The organism is Solirubrobacter deserti, assembly GCF_027587175.1.
GTDB lineage: Bacteria > Actinomycetota > Thermoleophilia > Solirubrobacterales > Solirubrobacteraceae > Solirubrobacter > Solirubrobacter deserti.
The window spans coordinates 1-18,613 of the sequence record NZ_JAPCID010000036.1; the positions used below are offsets into that span (position 1 = coordinate 1).

Genomic DNA, 18,613 nt, shown 5'->3' on the forward strand with positions numbered 1-18,613 from the left:
CGCGGCGCGCCGCCCACACGCGCGCCGAGCGCGCGGCCCGCAGCGCCGGCGGCCACGCGTGCCTCGCCGCGCGCCTGCAGCGCGTGGCGCCGGACGGCACGTTCCAGTGCGGCCTGCCGGCGGCGCAGCTCAGTCTCGACGCCGCCCTCGCGCAGTCCCGCCTCGAGCGCGGCGGTCACCCGCCGCAGCTCCTGCAGGTCGCGCGCGAGCGCCTCGTCGTCGGGCGGTCGCGCCGGCCGCCGCAACAGGCCCGCCGCCCGCCGGCGCTCGGCGGCGACGAGCACGCGCCACGCCGAGCCGGACTCCACCGCGAGCCGCAGCCCGAGCGTCGCGAGCTCCTCGCCGTGCCCGGACGCGTGCGCGCGCAGCTCGGTCGCGCCGAGCGTCATCCGGTGCGCCTCCAGCGCGCGCAACCCGGCCGCGACCGCGGCGCTCGCCCCGCGCCGGTCGCCGCGCGCGAGCCGGACGAGCGCCGTGGCGTGCCACGCGCGCGTGCGCACCTGTACGGGTCCGCGATCCCGTCCGGCCGCGGCGAGCTCGAGCTGGCGCCGCGCGACCCGGGGCCGCCCGAGCGCGAGCGCCGCCCGCCCGGCGATCAGCCGCGCGTCCAGCGCCTCGACCTCCCACCCGACGGCCTCGAGCGACCGCACCGCCCGCTGCGCCGTGCCGAGCGCGTCCTCGAGCCGCGCCTGCCGCTCGTCCGCGCCCGCCACCGCTTCGGGCGCCGCGCGCTCGGCCTCCAACCAGGCGGCGTGCGCGGCGGCGGCCCGCGCCAGCGCGGCCCACCCCGGCCGGTGCTGGCGGGTGAAGGCCTGGTCGGCACGGACGGCGTGGGCGCGGGCCGCGGTGGTGTCGCCCGCGAGCAGCTCGGCGTGCGCGGCCAGCAGGCGGGCTTCGGCGAGGTCGGCGCCGAGGCCCGCGGCGGCGAGCTCGACCACGGCGGCGTCCGCGTTCGCCTTGGCCTCGGCCGCCAGGCGCGCCGACAGCAGCACCTCGCAGCGGTCCATCAGCAGCAGCGCGAGCGGGACCTCGTGGGCGCGGTACTCGGCCTCGACGCGGTCGAACCAGGCCAGCGCCGCGGGCACGTCGCCGCTGCGGGCTGCGGCCCAGCCGCGGTTGTGGCGGACCTGCGTCGCCGCGAGCGCCTGGCCGATCGACTCGTGCAGTTCCTCCGCGCGCGCGAGGTCGGCCTCGGCGGCGCTCAGCGCCCCCCGGTAGACCTGCAGCACGCCGCGGTTGCAGAGCAGGCGCGCCTCCCACAGCGTGTCACCGGCGCGGCGGTGCGCGCGCAGAGGGCTGCGGTAGCCGCGCAGAGCCTCGTCGAGCCGCCCGAGCTTCTGCAGGATCAGCGCGCGCTGGCCCTGGACCCGCGCGCGCAGATGCCCCTCGAGCGCCGGCTCGGCTTCGTCGAGTGCCGCGAGCGCGTCCGCGGTGTCGCCCTGCAACGTCAGCGCGAGCGCGAGGCTCATGCGTGCCTCGGCCGCCCTCCGCTTGTCACCGAGCGCGACCGCCCGCCGCAGGTGCGCGACGGCGTCGCCGACCCGCCCGAGCTCGACCGCCGCCAATCCGAGTGCCCGCTCAGCGACGGACCGCGTCTCGGCGTCGCCGCTCTCCAGCGCCTCGGTGGCGAGCCGCCGCGCCGCCCGCGCATCGGCGGACGCGAGCCGAACGGCTTCCTCGGCGATGTCGAGCACAGCGCGAGCCTACGCGTCCCGCGCTGAGCGGCAATGCGCCAATACGCGAGTCAGGACTAAAGGTCCCGACCCACGCTGCCGATACCAGGACCAGACCGCCCACCGAGGCGGTTTTCTCGTTCTAGATCGACGTCCAGGGCACGGCGATCTGCGCCCCCTGCAGCAGCACGTGCAACCGCATCGCGCCCGCCTGCAGTCCGTCGAGCACGAAGCGCCCGAGCTCGTCCGCCTGCACGGAGACCGCTGCTCCGCCCGGCCGCTCGGCTCGCACCGTCGCCGCCGCCGGAGGCAGCAGCTGCCCCTCGACGCGCCGCGAGCGCGGGCCCGTCGCCACGACCTCGAGCTCGATCCCGAGCGCTGGCGACTCGAAGCTCAACTGCCGCGCTTCACCCACACCGCGCACGCCCGCCTCGACCAGCTCGTCCGCCGAGTCGCGCATCAGCTCCGCCAGATCCTCGTCGATCGTGCGCCACCCGAAGGCGGCTCGGGCGGCGTCGTCCACCAGCGGTGGGACCGGATCGACCTTCCCCATCACGGCGCGCAACCGCGCCTCCAACACGTCGTCGTTCATGGCTGGTTCCCTCCGGAGGTGTCCTGGGCGGTGACGCCTTCGCCCTCGGCCAACCCGCGGAGCCGATCCAGGCACCGCTGACGGGTCGGGCCGATGCTGCCGATCGGCATGTCCAGCGCGACGGACACCTCCTCGTAGCTCGGCGGCGGGTCCGCGACCAGCAGCCGCAGCAGTCCCTGGCAGCGCTCGGAGAGCCCTCCGAAGGCCTGCCACAGCGCGCGGTCGCGCTCCTCCACCAGCAACGCGGCGTCCAGCTGCGCCTCCGTGACCCGTTCCGGCGGCTCGTCGCTGACGACCATCCGGGCGGAGTGACGCAACGTGCGCAGGCACTCCCGGCGCGCCGTCGTGGCGAGCCAGGCGCCGACGCGCTCAGGGTCCTGCAGGCGGCCGAGATGCTCGACCAGGCGCAGCCAGGTCGTCTGCACCACGTCGGAGGCGTCCACCGGGGAGAGCCGATGGGACCGGGCGACGGACCAGACCAGTCCGTTGTAACGGTCCACCAGGGCGTCCCAGGCGGCGCGGTCCCCGTCCGCGGCGGCGTGCACCAGAGCAGCCACCTCAGCCATAGGGCGCGAACGTACCATGAGCGGGCTTGACGTCGTCATGCACCGACACAGAGCGCCGACGCCGCGCGCTGATACGTCAGGGGATCAGCAGCAGCTTGCCGGTCGTCCGCCGCGCCTCCAGGTCCTCGTGCGCCCGCCGCGCCTCCTCCAGCGGGTACCGCCCGCCCACACGCACGTCCAGCGTCCCGTCCGCGACCCAGCCGAGCACCGCGCCCGCGCGCTCGAGCAGCTCCTCGCGCGTCGCCACGTACTGGGGGAGCCCCGGACGGGTCAGGTACAGCGACTTCGCCTGCAGCGCCTGCGGATCGACGTCCGGCGCCGGCCCGCTCGACATCCCGTAGAGGACCATGAACCCGCGCGCGCGGAGCGAGGCCAGGCTGTCGGCGAACGTCGTCGCGCCCACCGAGTCGTACACCACGTGCGCGCCGCCCAGCTCCTGCACCCGCGCGCGAAAGTCCTGGTAGCCGACCGTCTCGTCCGCTCCCGCACCGCGCGCCAGGTCCGCCTTCTCGCCCCCGGACGTCGTCGCGATCACGTGCGCCCCGAGCGCCTTGCACAGCTGCACGAGCAACAACCCGACGCCGCCCGCGGCCGCGTGCACCACGACCACGTCGTCGCGCTGCACCGGGTAGGTCGAGTACGCCAGGTAGTGCGCCGTCATGCCCTGTAGGAGCACCGCCGCCGCCTGCTCGGAGGAGACGCCGTCGGGCACCGGGACGGCCGCGTCCGCCGGCACGACGACCCGCTCCGCGTAGGAGCCGGGCGCCGCGACCCAGCCCACGCGCTCGCCGGTCCCCACGACCGTGCCCGCGCCCTCCGCGCCCACGATCAGCGGCACCTTCGCCTTCCCGTAGGCCGCGCCGCGGCCCTCGCGCTCGTACACGTCGCGGAAGTTGACGCCGATGGCCTCGACCTGCACCAGCAGCTCGCCGTCACCCGCGACGGGCTCGGGCTCGTCGTCCCGCACCTGCAGGACGTCCGGCCCGCCCTTGGACTCGATCACGATCGCGCGCATACCCGGCACTTTGCCAGCACGAGGCCCACGGTCAGCCCGAACGCGGCGTGATCGGCCCACTGGCGGCCCTGCGGCAGCGCTGCGATCGGCGGGAACAGCCGGCCGAGCACGGCCAGGTCGAGCGCCGCGATGCCAAGTCCGCCGGCCAAGCCCCAGAGCGGTTCACGGCCCGCCGGCAGGACCGCGGTGAGCACCGCCGCCCACCCGAGCGACAGCGCCCCGTGCACCGGCGCCCCCGCCGCCAGCAGCACCAGGGTCCGCTCCTCCCGCGGCAGCAGGACCTTTCCCAGCGCCCGCCCGCCCTCGGCCGGGTCGCCGCCCTCGAGCAGCGTCCACACGGTCGACGGGAGGCCGGAGAGGACCGCGCCCGCGACGCCCGCCGCGAGCGCCTGCGAAGAGCGGCGCATCGGCCGAAGGCTAGGCTCTCGCGCCTTGGAGTTCGGAGTGATCTTCGACTGCGACGGAACGCTGGTCGACTCGGAACCGCTCTCGGGCGAGGCGTGGCGGCGCACCCTCGCCCCCTACGGCTACGCCGTGACCGACGAGGACCTCGAGGCGTGCGTCGGGATCACCTACACGCGCACCCACGCCTACCTGGCCGAGCGGGTGGAGATCCCGAGCGCCGACGCGCTGTGGCCGGAGCTGCGCACGACGCTGTTCGCGCTGATCGACGAGCGGCTCGAGCCCTTCGACGACGCCCTGGAGACGCTCGCCGCGTTGCGGGCGAGCGGCGTCCCCGTGGCGGTTGCTTCCTCCTCGGTGCGTGAACGGCTCGACCACACGCTGGCCAGCGCCGGACTGCAGTTCGAGATCACCGTCGCGGGCGACGAAGTGGCCCACGGCAAGCCCGCGCCGGACATGTTTCTGCTCGCGGCGAAGCGGTTAGGGATCGTTCCCGGACGCTGCGTCGTCGTCGAGGATTCAGCCCCGGGCGTCGCCGCGGGGCGCGCCGCCGGGATGCCGACGCTCGGCGTCTGCCGCGTACCTGGCGCAGAATCGCTACTCGCAGTAGCGGACCGCGTCGTCAACATACTTAGCGTGGATGAAGTAGTTGCGTTGGGGGCGGTTTAGGAACGCAAACCTCCCGCTCTGAGCGAAATTGACGCGCAAAGTTGACAGCGTGATGACTTTTCCTGTCACAGGGCGTAGATTGGTGTGCGTCTTCTGGAGGTAGTCATGGCGGAAGCCGAAACGCACCCGGCGCAGGGGCAGGGTGAACTGGATGAATCGCTGCTCAGGGCGATCTCTCATCCGTTGCGACATCGTTTGCTGGGCATGTTGGATGGGCGGACCGCCAGTCCGAATCAGCTGGCGCGCGAACTCGACCTGCCACTGGGGCGGGTGAGCTACCACATCCGGCTGCTCAACGATCTCGGAGCGATCGAACTGGTGCGGACGGAGCCTCGGCGCGGCGCGCTCGAGCACTTCTACCGCGCGGTTACGACCGTCTGGTTCAGTGAGGCGGACTGGCAGAAGCTGCCGCGTTCGGCTCGCCGGGGGATCCTCGGACAGAACCTGCAGCACATCTTCGGCAGCGTCACCGCGGCCGCCGACGCCGGTGGCTTCGACGCCGCCTCCAGCGTCGTGCTGCGTGCGCCGCTGGAGCTCGACGAGGAGGCGCAGACGGAGATCGCCGACCTGCTGCGCGAGACGATCGAGCGCGCGCGTGAGATCAACCTGCGCGCCGCCGAGCGCCGCTCGAACGGCAACGGCGCCTCGACGACCGCGACCGAGCTCGCGATCCTGCACTACGAGCGCCGCGAATAGCGCTCCGCCGACGGGCCCGGCAACCGCGCGGGCCCGTAAGCTTGCGGCCTAGATGGCCGGACTTCGCCGCGCGCTCGTCGCGATAGCCGCCGCGCTCGCGCTGGCCGACGCCTCGATCGTCGCGCTCGCCCTGCCGCCGATCCTGGTCGAGTACGACACGTCGATCTCGGGCGCGGCGGCGATCGTCGGCGTCTATGCGCTTGTCCTCGCCCTGTGTCTGTGGCCGGCCCGCCAGTTGCGCGCCGGCCCGGCCGGCCTGCTGGTGTTCGCGGCTGCTTCCGTGGGCTGCGCGCTCGCCCCGAACCTGTGGCTGATGCTCGTCTTCCGCGCCCTCCAGGCGGCGGGAGCGGCCGCGGCGCTGCTGACCGCCTACCACGTGCTGGAGGCGGGCGAGTCCGACCACGGCCGCCGCTGGTGGCTCGGCGCCGCGCTGATCGGCACCGCCGCGGGCCCCGCGATCGGCGGTGCGCTGACCGAGATCCTCGACTGGCGCGCGATCTTCGCCGTCCAGGTCCCGCTCGCCCTCGCCGCCGCGTGGGCGTGCCGCGCGCCCGCGGGCGAGGCCGGGTCGGCGCCCGCCGCCGCCCCGGGCGGGGCTTCGCCGCCCACCACCGGCGCTTCTCCGTCCGCCACCGGCGCCTCGCCGCTCGCCACCGGCGCTTCGCCGCGCGCCGCTGCGGCTTCGTCGCCCGCCACCGGCGCTTCGTCGCCCACCGCCGCGGCCTCGTCGCCCGCCGCCGACACGCGGTCCCTCGCCGCGCTCGCGCTCACCACCGCCGCGTTCACCGCGGTCCTGTTCCTGCTCGTCATCGAGCTCGTCGCCGGCTTCGCGATCTCGCCGCTGCGGGCCGCCCTCGGCGTGTCCGTGCTGCCCCTCGCGGCGCTCGCCGCGGCCGCGATCCCCGGTGAGCGGCAGGCCCGCGCGCTCGCGGGCGCGGTGCTGCTCGCCGGCGGCGGCGCGGCGCTCGCCTTCCTGCCCGCGCCGACCATCGCCTGGACGCTCGCGCCGCAGGTCCTCGCGGGCGCCGGGATGGGCCTCGCGCTGCCCGCGCTCAGCCCGGAGCGGAACCTGACGCAGGCGGCGCGCACGCTGGTCGCCCGCCACGTCGGCATCGTGCTCGTGCTCGCGATCCTCGCGCCGGTCGCCACCGCGCAGCTCAACCGTGCCACCGACGAGGCGATCCTGAAGGGCGCGAGCCTCGTCCTGGACGCCCAGATCGACCCGCTGCAGAAGCTCGAGCTCGCGCCCGCGCTGCTCGACGACTTGAACACCGACGCGCCGCGCCAGAGCCTCACCGACGCGGTCGCCACGCGGCGCGGCGAGTTCGCCGACAACCCCGCCGTGTACGACCGGCTCGGCCAGCGGCTCGACGACGTCGTGGTCGCGGCCGTGCTGGAGGCGTTCCAGGTCGCGTACCTGATCGCCGCCGCACTCGCCATCGTCGCCGCGCTCGTCCTCATCCCGCACGTGCGTCGCCCCGCGATGGCCCTGGCCGCCGCGCTCGCCGCGGGCTGCGCCGTGGTCTACGTCGTCGAGGGCGACGCCGAGGCGCCGCCCGCGGTCGCGCTCGCCGACCCGTGCAACCCGCCCGCGGTGCCCGGCGCCTCCGGGCTCGCCGGCGCCCTCCAGGAACGCGTGCTCGCGCAGCTCAACCAGGCGGCGTGCCGCCTCGAGGTCACCCGCGAGGAGCTCGCGCTGGCGATCTTCGACGCCGACCGGGCGCAGGAGTTCGAGGCCGAGCACGGCGTCGACCCGCGCGGCACGATCGACCTGCTGTCACTGCTCGGCGGCGGCTAGAGATCCGCGAGGCGATCTCTCAGCCGAGATCGCAACGCACCGGCGAAGCCGGTCGCTGCGATACAGCGCCTAGAACCAGCCGCCACACACCCGCCTCGCGCACGGACGAGAACGGCCGCCCCACCTGCGCCGCCAGCGCGCCGACGTCGATCGGCGCCTCACGGTCGGTCGCGAGCACCACCAGCACGTCGTCCGCCGCCAACGCACCCAGCGCCGCCCGCGCCCGCAGCACCGGCAGCGGGCAGAGCAATCCACGCGCGTCGACTAACACCTCCACGATCCGGGGTAGATCATGCCGTGGCCGAAGTCGAGCTGTTCGTCTTCCTGCTCTTCGCCGTCGTCGTGCTGGCCGGGCTCGGCCTGCGCAGCGGTGTCCCGTACCCGGTCGTGCTCGTGCTCGGCGGCCTTGTCATCGGGCTTATCCCCGGCGTCCCGAGCCCCGTGGTGGACCCGGAGATCATCCTGTTCGTCTTCCTGCCGCCGCTGCTCTACGCGAGCGCGATCTCGGTCTCCGCGCGGGAGCTCAGAGCGAACGCGAAGCCGATCGGCCTGCTCGCCGTCGGCCTGGTCCTGGTCACGATCGCGGCCGTCGCGGCCGTCGCCAACGCCGTCATGGGCGTCCCGTGGGCCGCGGCGTTCGTGCTCGGCGCGGTGCTCGGCCCGACCGACCCCGTCTCGGCCGCCGCCGTCCTGGACCGGCTCGGCGTCACCGGGCGCGCGAAGACGATCCTCCAGGGCGAGTCGCTGATCAACGACGCGACCGGCCTCACCGCCTACCGGCTCGCGCTCGGGGCGGTGGGCGCGTCGGCGGGCTCGGTGTTCGAGATCGGGCTGGAGTTCGTCGGTGTCGCCGCGGGCGGGATCGCGATCGGGCTGGCCGCTGGCTGGATCTTCGCCCACGTGCGGCGGATCGTGACCGACCCGAGCCTCGACGTCGCGCTGAGCCTGCTCACCCCGTTCGTCGCCTACGTGCCCGCCGAGGAGCTGCACGTCTCCGGCGTGCTGGCGACCGTCACGGCCGGCCTGTACGTCGGCGCGCGCTCGCTGGACATCATCGAGCCGACCACCCGCCTGCGCACGCTCGCGTTCTGGGAGTCGACCGCGTTCCTGCTCGACGGCCTGCTGTTCGTGCTGATCGGCCTCCAGGTCCCGTCGATCATCGAGCGCATCGAGGACGCCGACGAGCTCACGCTCGCCCTCTACGCGCTGCTGATCACCGCCGTCGTGATGGGCGTGCGCGCGCTGTGGATGATCGTCATCCCGAAGCTGCTGCACTCGGACACGACGCCCGCCGAGCGGATCGTGATCGCGTGGAGCGGCATGCGCGGCGGTGTCTCGCTCGCCGCCGCGCTGGCGATCACCGTCGACGGCTTCCCCAACCGCGACCTCGTCATCTTCGTCGCCTACGCCGCGATTGTGCTCACGCTCGTGCTGCCGGGCCTCACGCTCTCGGCGCTGATCCGCCGGCTCGGGCTGGCCGCGACGGACACGCACCGCCGCGAAGCCGCCGAAGCGCGCCTGAAGCTCACCCGCGCCGCGCTTGAACGCCTCGACGAGCTCGAAGACGACGCGCCCGAGCACATCGTCCAGCGGCTGCGCGACCGCTACGGCTCGCGGGTGGAGCGGCTGGAGGCACGCCTCGACGGCGACGAGGACGGCGGCGGCGACGTCACGGCGGCGGCGCAACTGCTGGCGGAGATGATCGAGGCCGAACGGGGGCTGCTGCGCGCGATGCGCCGGGAGCGGGCGTTCGCGGACGACATCCTGCGCGAGGTGGAGCGCGAGCTGGACCTGGACGACTCGCGCCTGCGTGCCAGGATCCAGCTCTAAGTGCTCGCCGCCGTCCTGGAGTCCGACGATCATCAGCGCCTGTACATGGGCCTCTCGCTGCTCGTCAGCGCGGCGTCCGAAGGGCGCGGGGCGCGCGCGCTGCTGGGCTTCGGCGCGCTCACGGCGTTCTTCGCGCCCGCCCGCGCGCGGCACGTCGCGCCGGCCGAGCGCGAGCCGTTCGCGCAGACCTTCGAAGCGCTGCGCGACACCGCGCTCGAGCTGTGCACCGTGCACGCGTGCGCCGCCGCCGCGCAGGCCACGGGCGCCGACACGACCCGGCTCGCCGGCGTCATCTCGACCCCGCAGTTCCTGCGCGAGGTCGCCGACGCGGAGTTGATCTTCGTTTGAGGTGGCTCGTCCTGATCGCGGCGCTCGCGCTCGCCGGCTGCGGCTCGCCCGCACCCGACCTGTTCGAGGTCAAGCGTTCCGGCGCGGACCGAAACGCGAACCTCACGCTGCTCGTGTCCGACGACGGCACCGTCACCTGCAACGGCGGCGACCGGCGCCCGATCACGAACGAGACCCTGCTGCAGGCGCGCGAGCTCGAGCGCGAGCTCTCCGCCCAGGCCGAGCTGCACCTCCAGCTTCCCGCCGGTCCGAACCCGGTGCTCAGCTACCGGGTCCGGATGGAGGCGGGCACGCTCGGATTCGCTGACACCTCGCGCCCGCTGCCGTCCGCGTTCGCACAGCTGACAGCGTTCACCAGTGATGTCAGCGAGCGCATCTGTGGGATCGTTCGCCGCTGATGGACCTAGTCGAGGCCATTACGTCGGAGCGTTTTCCGTGGCTGCTGCGCGAGCAGCCGGAGCTCGCGTCCGCCACGGACGAGGGCGGGGTGTCCGCCCTGCTGCTGTCCCGCTACCACCGCCGGCCGGAGGCCACGGCGGCGTTGATCGCGGCGGGCGCGCCGATCGGGCCGCTCGAGGCGGCCGCGCTGGGCGAGGCCGAGCTGCTGGAGGGCGCCGACCTGACCGCGCGTACCGGAGACGGCTACACGCCGCTGCACCTGGCCGCGTTCTTCGGCGGCATCGAAGCGGTCCGCGTGCTGCTGGCCGCGGGTGCCCCGCCCGACGCGGACGCCGTCAACGCGCGCAAGCTGCGCCCGATCCACTCCGCGACCGCGGTGCGTGACCTCGAATCGGTGCGCGCGCTGCTGGAGGCGGGCGCGGACCCGAACGTCTCCCAGGAGGGCGGCTACACGCCGCTGCACTCGGCCGCACACAGCGAGGATTTCGCGCTCGTGCAACTGCTGCTCGACTTCGGCGCCGACCGCAACCTGTTCGACGATGAGGGCAAGATCCCGCGGGACATGACGTCCAACGCGGAGCTGCGCGACCTGCTCAGCCCGTGAAGTGGACCTTGCCGTTCGACTGCGCGCGGGCTTGCGCGCGGTCGATGAACTCGAGCCGCTTGAGCGCGGCGCGGCAGAGGCGGGCGACGAGCTTCATGCGCGCGGACTCCGAGCGCAGGTCGAGCAGGCCCTGCTTGGCGTCGAGCCCGAACTCGACGGTCGCAGCCATCTCGTAGGCCGTCATCGCGCCGATCTCGGCCGGGTCGGGCGAGCGATCGGTGGCCTGGAGGACGAGCTCGGCGTAGGCGCCGCGGGCCGCCTCGGCGGCTTCCTCGTCCGGGTACTCCTCGCGGTCGTCGAGGAACTCGACGACGCCCGCCGGGTACACGAGCTCCTCCTGGCGCTGCTCGATTCGGAACGGCCGCGTCCCGCGCGCGACGAGGTTGATGCGCCCGTCGGGCAACCGCTCGAGGATCTCCTCGATCCGGCACGCGCAGCCGATCGGGCGCAGGCCGTCGTCGGCGAGCCAGACGATCCCGAACTCCGACTCCTCCTCCAGGCAGCGCGCGACCATCGACTTGTAGCGCTCCTCGAAGATGTGCAGCGGCACGAGCTCACTCGGCAACGCCACGATCCCGAGCGGGAACAGCGGGAAGTCCCGGACCAGCATGTCTTCTATTTCAGCGCATTCCGGACCTCTGACGTGTAGACCGCGCCATAGTCGGCGTGATCGCCGACCATGTGGCGCGAGCGCCACCGTGCCTTCGAGCTTGACCGCCGTGCCCTGGCGGCCGAGCTGGTCGAGCGCGTCGTGGGAGACCGTGACGCCCTCGATGCCCGCGGCCACGCGGAACAGCGCGGCGCGCTGCGCGGCGTCGAGCGGCGCGCCGCCCAGCAGCTGGCCGATCCGCTCGAGCAGTTGCAGCCGGATGAGCAGGTCGCGTGAACCGGGCGCGATGGTGCGGTCGGGCTTGAACACGGCCCGCAGCTCGCGCTTGAGCGCGACTGCGTCAGTGGGCAGCGCACGCACCTGCCGGTAGGACATCGCCCACACCGAGCGCGCCGGGAACGCCCGCCGCGGCTGAGCGGGAGAGGTGACGTCCGCGCCGTCGAGGATCGGCAGGTAGTTGCCGATCATCGCGCGCTGGCTCGGCGCGCCCGCTCGCTCCCACGCGGCCCGGTCGCGCGGCGCCGGGAACGCCGGCGCCGCGGGCCGGTGCCGGCTGCGCCCGGACCCGTCGCGCGGTCCAGTCCTCGTCGACGGAGCGGATGAACACCGTGAACCGCTCACCGCCACGCTCGATCGTCTTCGGCTCCATCGCCGTCCGCCGCACGTAGAAGTGCTCGCCGGGCCCGATCGCGCCCGGGGCGGGAGCCGTAGCGGCCGCGTCCGCGGCGCGCGAGAGCAACTGCGCCGCCGACGCGGGCGGCGGAGAGACACGCCCCTCGTCCACGCCGGACGTGAGTGCGAACACGCCCGCGGCCACCGCCGCCACGGCGGGCAGGACCAGCCACGAGCGCCGCCGCACGCCTCGCCGGCGAGGGCCGCTCGCCGCCGCGCCGCTCGCCGTCCCCGCGCGGCTCCGGCGCGCCTCGTCGGCCGCCGCCTCGCGCAGCGCGGCCAGTCCCTTCTCGCGGGCGGCCCGCTCCACCTCGTCGTCCGCCGGCACCGGCGGGAACAGCGTCTCGATCATCGGGCCTCCTCGGCGATCGGGTTCAGGGCGGCGCGGGCGCGGGCCAGACGCGAGCGCACGGTGCGGCGGCCGCGTCCAGCCGCGCGTCCGCGTCGATCTCCACCGCGCGCTCGGCCAAGCCGGGCACCGTCACGTCGCGCCGGTGCGCGCGCAGCACGTTGGTCGCGATCCCGAACAGCCATGGCGGCGCGTCGGCCCGCGCGAGGCCGTAGCCGGCCCGCCCCGCGAACGCGCGCGTGAAGGTCTCGGCCGCCAGATCCTCGGCGGCGTCCCCGCAGCGCCGCCGCAGGTAGCGGAACACGACGCCGAAGTGGCGCTCGAAGACACCCTCGAAGGCGCCCGGCGCGGTCAACGACCGCGCGATCAGCTCAGCGTCCGTCACACCCGCTGCTTGTCATCCCGCGCCGATCCGGTTCCGTACCGGCAACGATGAGCACCGCCCTCGTCTGGTTCCGGCGCGACCTGCGCGTGCACGACCACCCGCCGCTGCGCGCGGCGCTGGACCAGTTCGAGCGTGTCGTCCCCGTGTTCGTGCTCGATCCCCGCTTGCTCGACGGCCGCTTCGAGAGCGAGTATCGCGCCTCGTTCCTGTTCGACTGCCTGAAGGACCTGCGCGAACGGCTCCAGGAGCGCGGCGGGAACCTCGTCGTGTTGACCGGGACGCCCGAGCAGGAGCTGCCCAGGCTCGCGCACGAACACCAAGCGACCGCCGTCTTCTTCGCCTCCGACGTCTCCCCGTTCGCGATGAACCGGGACAAACGGACGGAGGAGGCGCTCCGGCAAGCCGGCATCGAGCCGCGCCGCACCCCCGGCAACTTCATCGCCGACATCGGCAAGCTCAAGCCCTACGGCGTCTTCTCCCCGTTCTGGCGCGCGTGGAAGGAGCTTCCGCGCCGCGACGTCCACGGCGCACCGCGCAAGATCACGACGCCGCCCGGCCTCACCGTCGGCACCGTCCCCACCGCCACCAGGCGCGGCGACCAGCGGGGCGGCGAGACCGCGGGCCGCAAGGCCATGCTCGCGTTCGACCCGAACACCTACGACGAGGCCCGCGTCCGCCTCGATCGCCAGACGTCCCGCCTGTCGGCCTACCTGCACTTCGGCTGCATCAGTGCGCGCGAGCTCGAGACGCGTCACAGCGGCAAGTACGCCCGCCAGCTCGCCTGGCGTGACTTCTACGCGCACGTCCTGCTCCACAACCCGCGCAACACCCATCACGCCTACCAGGAGGACTACGACGCGCTCGAGTGGGAAGGCACCGACGAGCACTTCGACGCGTGGAGGGAAGGCCGCACAGGCTATCCCGTCGTCGACGCCGGCATGCGCCAGCTCGCCGAGACGGGCTGGATGCACAACCGCGCCCGCCTGATCACCGCGTCCTTCCTGGTCAAGGACCTGCACATCGACTGGCGCCGCGGCGAGCAGCACTTCATGCGCTACCTGATCGACGGCGACGTGGCCCAGAACAACGGCAACTGGCAGTGGATCAGCTCCGTCGGCGTCGACCCGGCGCCGCTCTACCGGCGCTTCTACAACCCGTCGCTGCAGCAGGCACGCCACGACCCCGACGGCGTGTACGTCAACACGTGGGCCCCCGACAGCCAGACGATCACGCCGATCGTCGACCACGCCACGGAACGCAAGCGGACACTGGCGGCGTACGGTCGCGCCCGCGACACGTAAGCTGCCGCGCATCTCAGAGCTCTACGTTCAACGCGACCAGCCCGAAGGCGTGCCTCCGCTGCACCTGACGGGCGAGCGCACGCTCCCCGACGTCCCGGAGGAGAACTACTGGTTCCGCCGCCATCTGGTGGTCTACGAGTGGATCGCCGAGCGCGTCCACGGCGCCCGTGTCGTCGACCTCGCGTGCGGCGAGGGCTACGGCGCCGACGTGCTCGCCAACACCGCCGCCCACGTGATCGGCGTCGACGCCAACCCCGAGGCCTTCGAGCACGCACGCGCCAAGTACAAGCGCGTCTCCTTCGAGCGCAACATGGTCGAGCTGTGGCAGGGCGACGTGGACTGCGTCGTGTTCCTGCAGACGATCGAGCACATCCAGGACCCGGACGCGATGCTCGCCCACATCCGCAGCTTGATCGAGCCGGACGGCATCGCCTACGTCTCCACGCCGAACGTCCTCACGCTCGCGCCCGAGGGCGAGGAGCGCTCCGGCAACCCATGGCACGTCCGCGAGTACAAGCCGGACGAGTACCGGGCGCTGTGCGAGCGGCACTTCCCGAACACCGAGCTGTTCGGCCTCTTCCACGCCCGCAAGCTGCGTGCCCACGAGATCGCGCTCGACCATCTCAACTGGGACCGCATCCACCAGTCGCTGCACCTCACGCGCCCGTTCTACGAGCGCTTCAACCCGGCGATCAGCGCGCGCGACTTCACGCTGCGCCAGGGGAACCTCGACCGCTCCCTCGACCTCATCGCCGTCCTGAAGCCATGAAGCGCCTGAGCGTCGTCCTGCACACCCACATGCCCTACGTCGAGGGCTTCGGCACGTGGCCGTTCGGCGAGGAGTGGCTGTGGGAGGCGATCGCGACCAGCTATCTACCGCTGCTCGAGGTCCTCGACCGTCACCCCGGCAAGGTCACGCTGAGCGTCACCCCGGTGCTCGCCGACCAGCTGGAAGCGCCGGGCGCGCTCGACCGCTGCCTCGCCTTCCTGCGCGAGATCCGGCCAGCCTCCCACGCGCTGGACCTGCCCGACCATCCGCAGCTCGAGTACTCCGCGGCGCAGTACGAACAGGCCGCCGACGCGCTCGAGCGCCGTGGTGATCTCATCGAAGCGTTCAGACCGCACGTCGCGTGGACTTCGGCGGCCACGCACGCCGTCCTGCCGCTGCTCGCGACGGACGCGGGCGTGCGGCTGCAGCTGGAGACGGGCATCGCCTCCCACCGGCGCCGCTTCGGCGCCTGGCACGGCGGCTTCTGGCTGCCCGAGTGCGCCCACGCGCCGTGGCTGGACGACCTGCTGGAGGAGGCGGGCGTGCACGTCACGTGCGTGGACTGGTCCAACGTGGGGATCGGCGAGCCGCACCGCACCGAGGCGGGCGTGACGCTCGTCCCGCTCGACCGCCCCGGCGTCGACCTCGTGTGGGACCACACCGGCTACCCCTCGCACGGCGACTACCGCGACACCAACCGCCTCACGCCGCACGCGCACCAGGCCTGGGCCGTCGACGGGGAGCCCTACGACCCCGAGCGCGGTCACGCGCGCGCCCGCGCGCACGCGGAGGTCTTTGTGAGTGAGGTCACAGAGGGCGCGGTGCTCGCGTTCGACACCGAGCTGTTCGGCCACCACTGGCACGAGGGCGTCACGTTCCTCGAGCGGGTGCTGGAGCTTGCCGACGTCGTCCCCGTCGAAGCGCGTGACGCGGCGCCCGCACCGGAAGCCGTCCGGCCCACGAGCTGGGGCACCGGCCGTGACCTGCGCACCTGGAGCGCGCCGGGCGCCGAAGGCATCGCGTGGGCGCAGCGCAGCGCGGAGCTGCGGGCGCTCGGCGCGGACGCCGGCCCGCGCGCGCTGCGGGAGCTGCTCGCGCTGCAGAGCTCGGACTGGGCGTTCCAGATCGCCAACGGCAGCGCCGGGGACTACCCGCGCCAGCGGGCGCAGGGGCACCGCGAGGCGTTCGAGATGGCCTTGCGCGGCGACGGCACGGACGCGCTCCGGCACCTCGCGCCCGACCTCGCCGAATGGGCCTTCGTTCAACCATAGGGTCCGCGCTGCCGATCATTTGATCGAGGCGACGTGTAGAGTGTCGCCCGCATAAGAGCCGAGTCCCGTCCGGTCTGTCCGGGTGGGAGCGGGGGAACCGATGGGGCCTTGGTCAGGCCCCCGGGGCGAATCGCCACCAGTGGTGGCGTAGCGCAGGTCTACGCGCGAGCCCGACAGCTAACCCCGTAGGCGCGATGAGACCAAGGAGCCTCCCCGCGTGTCAAAAGCAGTGCATTTACGTCGGTTTGCAGCCCTGTCTGTGGCGCTGTCGCTCGGTTTGAGCGCGCCCGCCATGGCCCAGACCGGTGGCGCCGAGTCCCAGCCGGCGCAGTCCGCTCCCACGGAAACCACCCCGGCGCCGGCCAAGAAGCCGACGACGAAGCAGATCCAGAAGGCGCTCGGCATCAAGGCCGACGGCATCTTCGGCCCCAAGACCAAGCGGGCGCTGAAGAACTACCAGCGGCGCAACGACCTCAAGGTCACGGGCCGCGCCGACACGGCGACGCTCACGTCGCTCGGCCTGCTCGGCCAGCCGCAGGCCTCCGCGCCGCTCGAGTTCACGCCGATCCCGGCCGAGGCAAAGGCCATCCTCGACCAGATCGCCCAGTGCGAGTCCGGCGGGAACACCACGATCGAGTCGCGTGACGGCCGCTATTTCGGCAAGTACCAGTTCTCCCAGGAGACGTGGGAGGCGATGGGCGGCACCGGTAGCCCCGCGGAGGCCGACGAGGCCACGCAGGACCAGCTCGCCTACAAGCTCTACCAGGAGCGCGGCACCGCGCCCTGGCCCAGCTGCAGCGCGCAGCTGAACCTCGAAGACGCCTAGGTTCTCAGGCGCAGGCGAATCGGGCCGCGGACGTCGCCGAGCGCGACGACGCGGCCCTTCTGCGTGATCTCGACCTGCTCCATGCCGTCGGCCACGCGGCGCACGTCGTCCATCAGCGGGCGGAAGTCATCCGCCAGTGCCCGCGCCGCCTCGGACGGGCAGATCGTCTTGCCCGCCTCCCGCTGCGCGAGCAGGGCGAGGATCGTGCGCTCGATGTCGGCGTCGCTCAGTCCCACCGCAGCGTCTCCGGCGCGTCGCGCATGCGCAGCAGCTTGGCCGGTGCGCCCGCGACCACCGCGTTGGACGCGACGTCCTTGGTGACGACGGTGTTGGAGCCGATGATGCAGTTGTCGCCGATGGTCACGCCGCGCAGGATGCACGCGCCGTAGCCGATCCAGCAGTTGCTGCCGACCCGCACGTCGCGCTTGTAGATGCCCTGCGCGCGGATCGGCCGCTCGACCTCCACGACGCCGTGGTCGAAGTCGATCAGCATCACGCGGTCCGCGATCACGCACTCGCGCCCGATCGACACGTGCTGGAACGCCGAGATCGTGCACTCCTGGCCCATCACGGTCTTGGCGCCGAGCTCGCACTCGCCCTCGTGCACGCGGATCTTGGTGCCCTCACCGATCCACGAGAAGCGCCCCAGGCGCAGCACCGCCTCCTGGCCGATCTCGAGCGTGACGTTCGGGCCGACGAAGCACAGCCCGTCCGTCTGCAGGCGCTTGCCCCAGCGCAGCTTCAGCCACGCCCACCGGGCGATCAGCCGCGCGTACTTGGCGTTCAGCATGCGGTTGCGCGCCATGAAGCGCAGCAGCGAGAACATCGGCCGTCGAGACTATCCTCCCGGCCGGTGTCGGATCTCGCCGAGCGGCTGTTGCAGGGGGACAAGCGAGCGCTGGCGCGCGGCATCTCGCTCGTCGAGGACGACGACCCGGTCGGCTGGGAGCTGGTCCGCGCCGTCTACCCGAAGACGGGCAACGCGGCCGTGGTCGGCTTCACGGGCCCGCCCGGCGCGGGCAAGTCGACGCTCATCGGCGCGCTCATCCGCGTGCAGCGCGAGGCCGAGCGCCAGGTCGCCGTGCTGTCGATCGACCCCTCGTCACCCTTCCGTGGCGGCGCGCTGCTCGGCGACCGGATCCGGCTCAGCGAGCACTTCCTGGACCCGGGCGTGTTCATCCGCTCGATGGCGACGCGCGGGGCGCTCGGCGGCCTGGCCGAGGCGTCGCTGCAGGCGGCGCTGCTGATGGACGCGGCGGGCAAGGACGACGTGTTCCTGGAGACGGTCGGCGTCGGCCAGGCCGAGGTCGACGTGATCGATCACGCGGACTCGGTCGTGCTCGTGCTCATCCCGGGCTCGGGCGACTCGATCCAGGCGCTCAAGGCGGGCGTGATGGAGATCCCGGACATCATCGTGGTCAACAAGTCCGACCACCCGCTGGCGGACACGATGGTGCGCGAGATCCGCGGCGTGCTCGCGCTGGCGCCGCAGGAGGGCTGGAAGGTGCCCATCCTCAAGACGGAGGCATCGCGCGGCGAGGGCGTGCGCGAGCTCGCGGCCAAGCTGCGCGAGCACCGGGAGTTCGTCGAGGCCGAGGGCACGCTGTCCGAGCGCCGGCGTCGCAACCTGATGAGCGAGGTGCTCGGGATCGCGACGATGCGCCTGCGCCGCGCGCTGGAGGCGTCGCTGCGGGAAGACGCCGAGGTCCAGGAGCTCCTGGACGCGGTGGTCGCCCGCAAGCTCGATCCGGCGAGCGCCGCGAGCGCGATCCTCGCCCGCGGCGCGGTGGATCCGAGCGCCGCCGGGCGCTGAGCCATTCGTCCAGTCCCGGTGTCAA

General features: G+C 73.3%; 22 protein-coding genes, 1 pseudogene and 1 riboswitch. Of the genes and pseudogenes, 12 read left to right on the top strand and 11 right to left on the bottom strand.

Annotated features, from left to right (window positions below; translation table 11 throughout):
- The 5 genes and pseudogenes from OJ962_RS21985 to OJ962_RS22005 form a co-directional block, all read right to left on the bottom strand.
- A pseudogene (locus OJ962_RS21985) lies at positions 1–1,694 on the bottom strand (CHAT domain-containing protein); the annotation flags it as partial.
- 121 nt (positions 1,695–1,815) lie between these two features.
- The gene (locus OJ962_RS21990; protein ID WP_202956794.1) at positions 1,816–2,265 is read right to left on the bottom strand and encodes a hypothetical protein; all 450 of its coding nucleotides are present in this window, start codon (positions 2,263–2,265) and stop codon (positions 1,816–1,818) included.
- Complete coding sequence (locus OJ962_RS21995; protein ID WP_202956795.1) at positions 2,262–2,831, bottom strand: RNA polymerase sigma factor; 570 nt, start codon at positions 2,829–2,831, stop codon at positions 2,262–2,264. The genes OJ962_RS21990 and OJ962_RS21995 overlap by 4 nt, the downstream gene beginning before the upstream one ends.
- A 76-nt stretch (positions 2,832–2,907) precedes the next feature.
- Entirely contained in the window at positions 2,908–3,846 is a 939-nt protein-coding gene (locus OJ962_RS22000) for a quinone oxidoreductase family protein (protein ID WP_202956796.1), read from the bottom strand.
- Positions 3,831–4,253, bottom strand: a complete 423-nt coding sequence (locus OJ962_RS22005; protein WP_202956797.1) for a hypothetical protein — start codon at positions 4,251–4,253, stop codon at positions 3,831–3,833. Before OJ962_RS22005 ends, OJ962_RS22000 begins: the two co-directional genes overlap by 16 nt.
- Positions 4,254–4,290: 37 nt before the next feature.
- On the opposite strand from OJ962_RS22005, the gene OJ962_RS22010 reads away from it, so the two are divergent.
- The 3 genes from OJ962_RS22010 (at position 4,291) to OJ962_RS22020 (ending at position 7,411) form a co-directional block, all read left to right on the top strand.
- Positions 4,291–4,917 carry an HAD family hydrolase gene (locus tag OJ962_RS22010; protein ID WP_270006612.1) on the top strand — a complete coding sequence of 209 codons (627 nt, stop codon included), beginning with the start codon at positions 4,291–4,293 and terminating at the stop codon, positions 4,915–4,917.
- Between the two features lie 105 nt (positions 4,918–5,022).
- Positions 5,023–5,613: a winged helix-turn-helix domain-containing protein gene (locus tag OJ962_RS22015; RefSeq protein ID WP_255526112.1), complete on the top strand. Its 591-nt coding sequence runs from the start codon at positions 5,023–5,025 to the stop codon at positions 5,611–5,613.
- Between the two features lie 52 nt (positions 5,614–5,665).
- Positions 5,666–7,411, top strand: a complete 1,746-nt coding sequence (locus OJ962_RS22020; RefSeq protein WP_202956800.1) for an MFS transporter — start codon at positions 5,666–5,668, stop codon at positions 7,409–7,411.
- A gap of 19 nt (positions 7,412–7,430) precedes the next feature.
- Here OJ962_RS22020 and OJ962_RS22025 read toward each other — a convergent pair whose 3' ends face one another.
- Positions 7,431–7,688: a sulfurtransferase TusA family protein gene (locus OJ962_RS22025; protein WP_202956801.1), complete on the bottom strand. Its 258-nt coding sequence runs from the start codon at positions 7,686–7,688 to the stop codon at positions 7,431–7,433.
- Between the two features lie 20 nt (positions 7,689–7,708).
- Here OJ962_RS22025 and OJ962_RS22030 point away from each other — a divergent pair, with 20 nt between their 5' ends.
- From OJ962_RS22030 to OJ962_RS22045, 4 genes are read left to right on the top strand one after another with little or no spacing between them, the layout of a single operon-like run.
- Entirely contained in the window at positions 7,709–9,241 is a 1,533-nt protein-coding gene (locus OJ962_RS22030; RefSeq protein ID WP_202956802.1) for a Na+/H+ antiporter, read from the top strand.
- Positions 9,242–9,589 carry a hypothetical protein gene (locus tag OJ962_RS22035; protein WP_202956803.1) on the top strand — a complete coding sequence of 116 codons (348 nt, stop codon included), beginning with the start codon at positions 9,242–9,244 and terminating at the stop codon, positions 9,587–9,589. It begins immediately after the preceding gene.
- On the top strand, positions 9,586–9,987 hold the full coding sequence (locus OJ962_RS22040) for a hypothetical protein (protein ID WP_202956804.1): 402 nt from the start codon (positions 9,586–9,588) through the stop codon (positions 9,985–9,987). Before OJ962_RS22035 ends, OJ962_RS22040 begins: the two co-directional genes overlap by 4 nt.
- Entirely contained in the window at positions 9,987–10,592 is a 606-nt protein-coding gene (locus tag OJ962_RS22045) for an ankyrin repeat domain-containing protein (protein WP_202956805.1), read from the top strand. Before OJ962_RS22040 ends, OJ962_RS22045 begins: the two co-directional genes overlap by 1 nt.
- On the opposite strand, the gene OJ962_RS34270 is transcribed toward OJ962_RS22045, so the two are convergent.
- Genes OJ962_RS34270 through OJ962_RS22060 form a run of 3 tightly spaced genes read right to left on the bottom strand, consistent with a single transcriptional unit; the run spans position 10,582 to position 12,608 of the window.
- On the bottom strand, positions 10,582–11,577 hold the full coding sequence (locus OJ962_RS34270; RefSeq protein ID WP_322101341.1) for an LON peptidase substrate-binding domain-containing protein: 996 nt from the start codon (positions 11,575–11,577) through the stop codon (positions 10,582–10,584). The genes OJ962_RS22045 and OJ962_RS34270 overlap by 11 nt on opposite strands.
- The gene (locus OJ962_RS22055) at positions 11,543–12,226 is read right to left on the bottom strand and encodes a hypothetical protein (RefSeq protein WP_202956806.1); all 684 of its coding nucleotides are present in this window, start codon (positions 12,224–12,226) and stop codon (positions 11,543–11,545) included. Before OJ962_RS22055 ends, OJ962_RS34270 begins: the two co-directional genes overlap by 35 nt.
- Positions 12,227–12,248: 22 nt before the next feature.
- Entirely contained in the window at positions 12,249–12,608 is a 360-nt protein-coding gene (locus OJ962_RS22060) for an RNA polymerase sigma factor (RefSeq protein WP_202956807.1), read from the bottom strand.
- A 47-nt stretch (positions 12,609–12,655) separates the two neighbouring features.
- On the opposite strand from OJ962_RS22060, the gene OJ962_RS22065 reads away from it, so the two are divergent.
- From OJ962_RS22065 to OJ962_RS22080, 4 genes are all read left to right on the top strand, one after another.
- Entirely contained in the window at positions 12,656–13,909 is a 1,254-nt protein-coding gene (locus tag OJ962_RS22065) for a cryptochrome/photolyase family protein (RefSeq protein ID WP_202956808.1), read from the top strand.
- Between the two features lie 49 nt (positions 13,910–13,958).
- On the top strand, positions 13,959–14,678 hold the full coding sequence (locus OJ962_RS22070) for a class I SAM-dependent methyltransferase (RefSeq protein ID WP_270006605.1): 720 nt from the start codon (positions 13,959–13,961) through the stop codon (positions 14,676–14,678).
- Positions 14,675–15,949 (top strand): 1,4-alpha-glucan branching protein domain-containing protein, encoded by a 1,275-nt coding sequence (locus OJ962_RS22075; RefSeq protein WP_202956809.1) that lies wholly within the window; start codon positions 14,675–14,677, stop codon positions 15,947–15,949. Before OJ962_RS22070 ends, OJ962_RS22075 begins: the two co-directional genes overlap by 4 nt.
- Positions 15,950–15,995: 46 nt before the next feature.
- Positions 15,996–16,155, top strand: a riboswitch (cyclic di-AMP (ydaO/yuaA leader).
- Between the two features lie 86 nt (positions 16,156–16,241).
- Positions 16,242–16,775: a transglycosylase family protein gene (locus OJ962_RS22080; protein ID WP_202956810.1), complete on the top strand. Its 534-nt coding sequence runs from the start codon at positions 16,242–16,244 to the stop codon at positions 16,773–16,775.
- Here OJ962_RS22080 and OJ962_RS22085 read toward each other — a convergent pair.
- Together OJ962_RS22085 and OJ962_RS22090 are read right to left on the bottom strand one after the other, a co-directional pair.
- Positions 16,772–17,011 carry a DUF3253 domain-containing protein gene (locus tag OJ962_RS22085; protein ID WP_202956811.1) on the bottom strand — a complete coding sequence of 80 codons (240 nt, stop codon included), beginning with the start codon at positions 17,009–17,011 and terminating at the stop codon, positions 16,772–16,774. The two genes, OJ962_RS22080 and OJ962_RS22085, sit on opposite strands and share 4 nt — an antisense overlap.
- Positions 17,002–17,601 (bottom strand): acyltransferase, encoded by a 600-nt coding sequence (locus OJ962_RS22090; RefSeq protein WP_202956812.1) that lies wholly within the window; start codon positions 17,599–17,601, stop codon positions 17,002–17,004. The genes OJ962_RS22085 and OJ962_RS22090 overlap by 10 nt, the downstream gene beginning before the upstream one ends.
- Before the next feature lie 27 nt (positions 17,602–17,628).
- Between OJ962_RS22090 and meaB the strand changes: the two genes are divergently transcribed.
- The gene (gene meaB / locus OJ962_RS22095) at positions 17,629–18,588 is read left to right on the top strand and encodes a methylmalonyl Co-A mutase-associated GTPase MeaB (protein ID WP_202956813.1); all 960 of its coding nucleotides are present in this window, start codon (positions 17,629–17,631) and stop codon (positions 18,586–18,588) included.
- Positions 18,589–18,613: the final 25 nt, after the last annotated feature.